This window comes from Skermanella sp., from assembly GCF_059503625.1.
Window position 1 is genome coordinate 1 of record NZ_JCACHA010001150.1, and the last position, 5,118, is coordinate 5,118.

The following is a 5,118-nucleotide window of genomic DNA, read 5'->3' on the forward strand; positions in this document are numbered from 1 at the left end:
CAACAGCGTCGAATCAGAACGCGCGATTCCAAGCAACATCAAAGTGCTCTAGCCGGAGCGACCCTCAAATGAACCATGCTGACTTCGGCCGCCTGCCGCTCCCCCTGCCAATGCTGGCGCATGCAGGCCGAGGTGTTTGAGGTCGCGGGACGCTGCCAGCATTCGCCTCGTAGCTATGACGGCTCAACGCGGGAGATTTCAGAGCAAAGGAACTCCGCTGCGCCTGCCTCTTTGCCACGCCCTCTATTTCGAAATATCGCCTCACTCCGCGGCGCTGTGCTGGCACTCGTCCGCAAGCTATTAGCTATCCAAGAGTTGGCGATAGCCCATCACGGTAAATCGACCATCGTCCTCTTGCCGCAGCGTCAGCACCATTCGCTCTCCGTCGCTTCCCGCAAGGCCAATCTGCGGGAGGTTCGTGACCTCGCCCGCGCCGTTGACCAACATGCGCTTCCGCTGCGGACCTTTGAGGACATGGACAACGATACCGTGCTGAGAGAATCGGGAGCCGCTGCCCTGCTTGATCGACCACCTCGACCCGCAATTCCTTCTTACGCTGGATTCTGTTCTGCATTGTAGGCAAACGCAGAGATAGCCCAAGGGTCGCATCGTGGCGCGGCTAAGGGGTGAGGATGGCGCTAGCGCTCCCATCCGACCGAAGGACCATGCACCTTCCAGCCCTGGCAACTCAGCCCCCGCCCTTTCGCCTCTGTGCCAGCCATTTGCAAGTGTTGAGCGCTGCCCGCCATACCTTACCCTGTCGCCAGTACCACTGTTTCGCCCAGAACCACCCGAGGTGTTCCGTAAGCCATGGCCCCCAGTTGGTCGCGCATGATTGCCACCACCGCCTCATGGGTATGCATGGCTTCCTCGCGGGTGTCGAACAGAGTGACTGAGATCGCCCGGTTCGGATCAGCTTCGTCCCGAAAGGCATAGAAGCCGCGAAATCCCTTGGCATGTTTAATGGCCGGGAGCGTGTGTTCGCTCACCAGGGAGTGCATAGTCTCGGTCTGACCGGTGAGGCCCGTATAGCTGCGCATAATGACGAAGAGGGAGCGCTGGCGGCTCTTCTGCTGCTCCTGAGGGTGCGAGACCTCATGGAACACCGTCTCTCCGGCAACCAACTCGGACTCGTCCTGCATGAGGTCGCTCATATTGGCGCCTATCCACTGCTGGACCCGCTGGTCGGCATCTATGGCAGCTTCGCGCTCATCGAAAATGCTGACGGAATAGGCGATGTCGCCTTGCTCAGTGATGAAGGTGCAATAGCCATGAAATCCTGCCCGTCCCTGGATCAGCGGTACTATGTGGTCTCGCGCCCGTTCGGCGACGTTCTCAAGAAAGCCAACCAACCCAGTCTTCCTGATCACCACATACATGGCACCGCCTCCTCATCTGACCCCAGAAGCGAGGTCCGCCCATTCTGTTCCTGCCGGGCGTAGATTGTTGAAGATCAACGTGGCATGAAAACAACCACAACTTGGAATGCCAGAGGCTCACCCGCACCTTTGCTTGTTGGCTGCACCGCTCTCGCTGAAAATCCGGAGCATCCGACTGAGTGTGGGCGCGCCAGTGGCTCAACTCGGGCACCGCGGAGGCGTCTGGGGTTGTTATCGGACCAACGGCGCACCAAATCATTCCTGACCAAAATCGTTAAGCTCTCGAAGATCGAGCGCGGTGTTGGTTGTGGAGCCGTATCCGCGGGAGTCACGTCCGTGCGGTATCGGGGCGCTCTGGCTCGTTGGCTCCGGCAAGGAAGCTTCGGGTTGGTTGGAATGGATAGACGCCTTGAAAACCCGTGGTCGCTTGCGCTGCTGCGGGTCTTTCCGTTTTGCCTTACTGACCTGTGGTGCGTACAGCGGCAGCGCCGGAATAGATTGCGGATATCTAACACGCGGGGGTGCTCCGCCGTTTGTTCCGTTCCAGCGCGAGAGAGTACTGTGGTAGAGCAGATTTCGCTAGGCGAGACGATCACCCCAGGCGCCGAAGGAACCGGTACCGTTCTCAACTACTACGTGGGTACAGGGTCAGTTAGCGTCGGGCCGACCATTGGTGCTGAGCAGGTTATCCTGCAAGAGGCCCTGCCGCGGCTGTTTGGAGAAATCGAGCGAGTTGCCATTCGCACCGCGCTCCGCGACGGCGAGACCCCACAGCGCGCCAGGGATAAGGGCGATGCTCTCGCTATTCCGGTCGTTGAGAAAGTCTCGGTTGTGGTGAAGCGTTCTGTCCTGCGCGAAGAAGAAGTACAGCTACGCTTTGTTCCCGTCGAGACGCTACTCAAGCAAAAGTTGAGGCTCAGCGCAAACGAGCAGCCGTCGAGCGACTTCCGCTGAATACGGCCGCTGCCCCGCTCCCCGTGCCATCAGCACAGACGGACATATGACGCAAACCATCGTCGCCCTGTTCGATACCACCGCAGAGGCCGAGCAGGCCATGCAGTACGTCATCATGAGCATTGGAGGCGTTGAAGCGCAGGTCTACTACTCAAACCGAGTTGCTGATGTCTCCTCTTTGTCGATTCGCGGTAGCGACATAGCTGCCATTCACGAACGCATTCGCCGAGGCGGCGCCGTTGTAGTTGCGAAGGTCGAGGATGAGAGGTTCGATGGCGCCATTGCTGTTTTGCAGGCAAGCGGCGCCATAGTGGTCAACGAAATCTAGGAGGGTTCATGGCACTCAGGCTTGTCGCCTCCGGGGATGACCGCGCCCTGGCCATCCGGGACCACCTCGTGCCGTTGGTCCGCGATGCCGGAGCAATCGAGCTTCAACGCGACACGATGAGGCTGATCTCTCTTCAGGTTGGGCCTTGGAGCCTCGCGCACTGGACGCCGTTCAACGAGCTAGGTGCTGGCGAGGCATCCTCACCGGGCTACCGCCATGCCCTTGAGCGGCAGCAAGTCGAGCCGGGGTTGCCCTACGGCATCGAGGTGTCGCGCGACGGCGTGAAGGTGCTGGTGGTGTCATGGGCGGATGATGGCACATCCAAGGTCGTCACCTTTGTCCGCGGCACCTGGGAGGATGACGCGCTCGCGCTATGATAATCCAGCCATCCTCACGGCCAGCCCGCCTCTTATCGGGTCTTCCCAAGCGCCTCTGCGATAATGACCGCAGATGTGCCGACCTCAGCGACAACGGCCTTCAGGCGTTCCGGCGTGACACGCCACTTATTGGACCATCCAATGACCTCGGCAGGCTTTGTCACGTCTACCGTGGCACGTTCCCAACTCGTCAGTCTTCTTGGTGCCGCTTGCATGCCTATCCCCATTGAAAGCCCTTCGGTTCGGGCCGGTTCGCTTGTAGCGGCTGTGGGACGACAAGCCGCAACGCGACTACGTGTGCGAGGGTGCAGAAGCTTCGTGCAGGCCTGAACGGCACTGCGCGGGCGCGCAAGCGGTTGGCGCTACGTCGGACCCTGGAAGTGATGGCAGTCAGTGTCGGTTCCTGGCCAGCGCATGCCGCGCCGCGGCGGCGATGTCCCCGCGGGTGTAAGGCTTGCTCAGAACGCCCACGTCGCGCGGTAATACCTTGCTGCCCAGGAAATCGATATGACCCGTTGTCAGGATCACAGGTAGCTCAGGGAAACGGCTGCGGGCAAGGGAGGCGAACTCCAGGCCATCCATGCTGCCCGGCACGGAAAAGTCGGTGACGATCAAGTCCGCCGCGACACCGCTGTCTAACACTGCTAGCGCAGCGTCAGCGTCATCCGCCTCGATGATGCGGTAGCCTAGTTCGGACAAGGTTTCGGCCAGTGTTGAACGTACCATGGCATCGTCCTCGACGATCAGCACAGTCCCGCCTACCCCAGCCTCGACCTCGGCCTCGGCGGCCGGCATAATCGGCACAGCGATCTGCCGCAGCGGTGTATGAGTGCAGGGCAGGCGCATGGCAACTTCGGTGCCCCTTCCTGGCGCACTCTCGATCAGCGCCATTCCGCCGCACTTCTAAGCAAGGTTGCAAATTTCAGCGAGACCGAGACCGGTGCCCTTACCCGCAGCCTTGGTCGTGAAGAACGGATCGAAGGCTCGGCGGCGAACCGTAGGCTGGCGTAAGACCAGCCGTCCGCCGCTTGATCAGTCGAGCAATCTGCCAGTGCGGCAGCACCCAGCTATGGCCACCAACACGTCTCACCTAAAGATAATTGCGGTTCAGACGTTGCTGCGCTCTTGGGTGAGATGGGTTTGGCTTACGTCCAAATCGTCCTCATCGGCCGGATGCAGCCCACGCTGGCTATAGAGCATGACAAACGTCGCCCAGATCATTACGGACAGCGCAAACAGGTTGCTGCTGAAACCCGTGGCGCGGAACATCCAGGCCGCTACACCGAATGCAACCGCAATCACGGCGGTAATGCCAATCCAAAGCGGCATGTTTGCATTCATATGGGCGGTTGATGGTGCCGGATTACCCTGCTCGCCGGATAACCCCAAGCCGCATGGCGACCAGTTTGCCAATGTGGTGGGAGACGCGGCAGGAGTGAGTGCCCCGACCAGCAGGACTACGGCCCGCATGAGGCGCCCACGACGGGGGCAGCCGCAAACCGCACGGCGACAAGCTTTCGGATGTAGTGCAGGTAGCGATTAGTGGCGGTAATCCGGACCGCTAAATCGGGCTGTTTGAAAGACCCGGTTCGGTCCGAGCGGGCGCGATTTGGCCCAACCATACTCCTCCAGGCAAATACATGGTGCGCGCGATGCCGACAGCCTTCGTCGCTTGTCCCGCCGAGCACCGTCCTCCCGAGCTTGGCCCTACCGCGTCCGTCTAGTGGGCACGGTCGGTGAGCGTGAGAACCTTGCTGCAATAAACTACCAGCAGCTATTGAATGCTCGCATATACGTCTTTCCCGCGGGGCAAGGGTTGACAAAGGGACGCTGCTCTGGGGGCATCAAATCCGCGCATCCCATCACCAACGATGCAAAAAAGAGTGCGGCAAACATCGCTTTCACAGGCGTTGCTCCATTCGAGCCAAATGGTTCAGGCTGCGAGTGCAGGTGTATAGAGGTTGGCCCGCGTGGCAAGTGCGGCGACCGAGCAGTTTTCACGCCCCCCAGCACCTTCACATCGGCCCTAGAGCACTTTGATGTTGCTTGGAATCGCGCGTTCTGATTCGACGCTGTTGAT

8 protein-coding genes are annotated in these 5,118 nt (G+C 60.2%); 3 read left to right on the forward strand and 5 right to left on the reverse strand.

Annotation, left to right across the window (positions count from 1 at the left end):
- Window positions 1-300 precede the first annotated feature (300 nt).
- Window positions 301-447, reverse strand: coding sequence for a hypothetical protein (locus AC5JJ6_RS40895; RefSeq protein ID WP_496047551.1), 147 nt, complete (start codon window positions 445-447; stop codon window positions 301-303).
- Window positions 448-752: 305 nt separating this feature from the next.
- On the reverse strand, window positions 753-1,379 hold the full coding sequence (locus AC5JJ6_RS40900) for a hypothetical protein (protein ID WP_496047552.1): 627 nt from the start codon (window positions 1,377-1,379) through the stop codon (window positions 753-755).
- 561 nt (window positions 1,380-1,940) lie between these two features.
- Here AC5JJ6_RS40900 and AC5JJ6_RS40905 point away from each other — a divergent pair.
- The 3 genes from AC5JJ6_RS40905 to AC5JJ6_RS40915 are packed head-to-tail and all read left to right on the forward strand — an operon-like array spanning window position 1,941 to window position 3,038.
- Window positions 1,941-2,333: a hypothetical protein gene (locus AC5JJ6_RS40905; protein ID WP_496047553.1), complete on the forward strand. Its 393-nt coding sequence runs from the start codon at window positions 1,941-1,943 to the stop codon at window positions 2,331-2,333.
- A 46-nt stretch (window positions 2,334-2,379) separates the two neighbouring features.
- Window positions 2,380-2,661 (forward strand): hypothetical protein, encoded by a 282-nt coding sequence (locus AC5JJ6_RS40910; protein WP_496047554.1) that lies wholly within the window; start codon window positions 2,380-2,382, stop codon window positions 2,659-2,661.
- An 8-nt stretch (window positions 2,662-2,669) separates the two neighbouring features.
- Entirely contained in the window at window positions 2,670-3,038 is a 369-nt protein-coding gene (locus AC5JJ6_RS40915; protein WP_496047555.1) for a hypothetical protein, read from the forward strand.
- 32 nt (window positions 3,039-3,070) lie between these two features.
- Here the strand turns inward: AC5JJ6_RS40915 and AC5JJ6_RS40920 are convergent, their stop codons facing one another.
- The 3 genes from AC5JJ6_RS40920 to AC5JJ6_RS40930 all read right to left on the reverse strand — a co-directional run bounded on the left by AC5JJ6_RS40920 (window position 3,071) and on the right by AC5JJ6_RS40930 (window position 4,508).
- Window positions 3,071-3,265 carry a DUF3606 domain-containing protein gene (locus tag AC5JJ6_RS40920; RefSeq protein ID WP_496047556.1) on the reverse strand — a complete coding sequence of 65 codons (195 nt, stop codon included), beginning with the start codon at window positions 3,263-3,265 and terminating at the stop codon, window positions 3,071-3,073.
- A 163-nt stretch (window positions 3,266-3,428) separates the two neighbouring features.
- Entirely contained in the window at window positions 3,429-3,929 is a 501-nt protein-coding gene (locus AC5JJ6_RS40925) for a response regulator (RefSeq protein ID WP_496047557.1), read from the reverse strand.
- A 216-nt stretch (window positions 3,930-4,145) separates the two neighbouring features.
- Complete coding sequence (locus AC5JJ6_RS40930) at window positions 4,146-4,508, reverse strand: hypothetical protein (protein WP_496047558.1); 363 nt, start codon at window positions 4,506-4,508, stop codon at window positions 4,146-4,148.
- Between the last annotated feature and the right edge of the window lie 610 nt (window positions 4,509-5,118).

Bases quoted from the DNA above. Each gene is read 5' to 3' on its own strand.
- AC5JJ6_RS40895 (WP_496047551.1), bottom strand. From the start codon at position 447: ATGTTGGTCAACGGCGCGGGCGAGGTCACGAACCTCCCGCAGATTGGC.
- AC5JJ6_RS40900 (WP_496047552.1), bottom strand. From the start codon at position 1,379: ATGTATGTGGTGATCAGGAAGACTGGGTTGGTTGGCTTTCTTGAGAAC.
- AC5JJ6_RS40910 (WP_496047554.1), top strand. From the start codon at position 2,380: ATGACGCAAACCATCGTCGCCCTGTTCGATACCACCGCAGAGGCCGAG.
- AC5JJ6_RS40915 (WP_496047555.1), top strand. From the start codon at position 2,670: ATGGCACTCAGGCTTGTCGCCTCCGGGGATGACCGCGCCCTGGCCATC.
- AC5JJ6_RS40920 (WP_496047556.1), bottom strand. From the start codon at position 3,265: ATGGGGATAGGCATGCAAGCGGCACCAAGAAGACTGACGAGTTGGGAA.
- AC5JJ6_RS40925 (WP_496047557.1), bottom strand. From the start codon at position 3,929: ATGGCGCTGATCGAGAGTGCGCCAGGAAGGGGCACCGAAGTTGCCATG.
- AC5JJ6_RS40930 (WP_496047558.1), bottom strand. From the start codon at position 4,508: ATGCGGGCCGTAGTCCTGCTGGTCGGGGCACTCACTCCTGCCGCGTCT.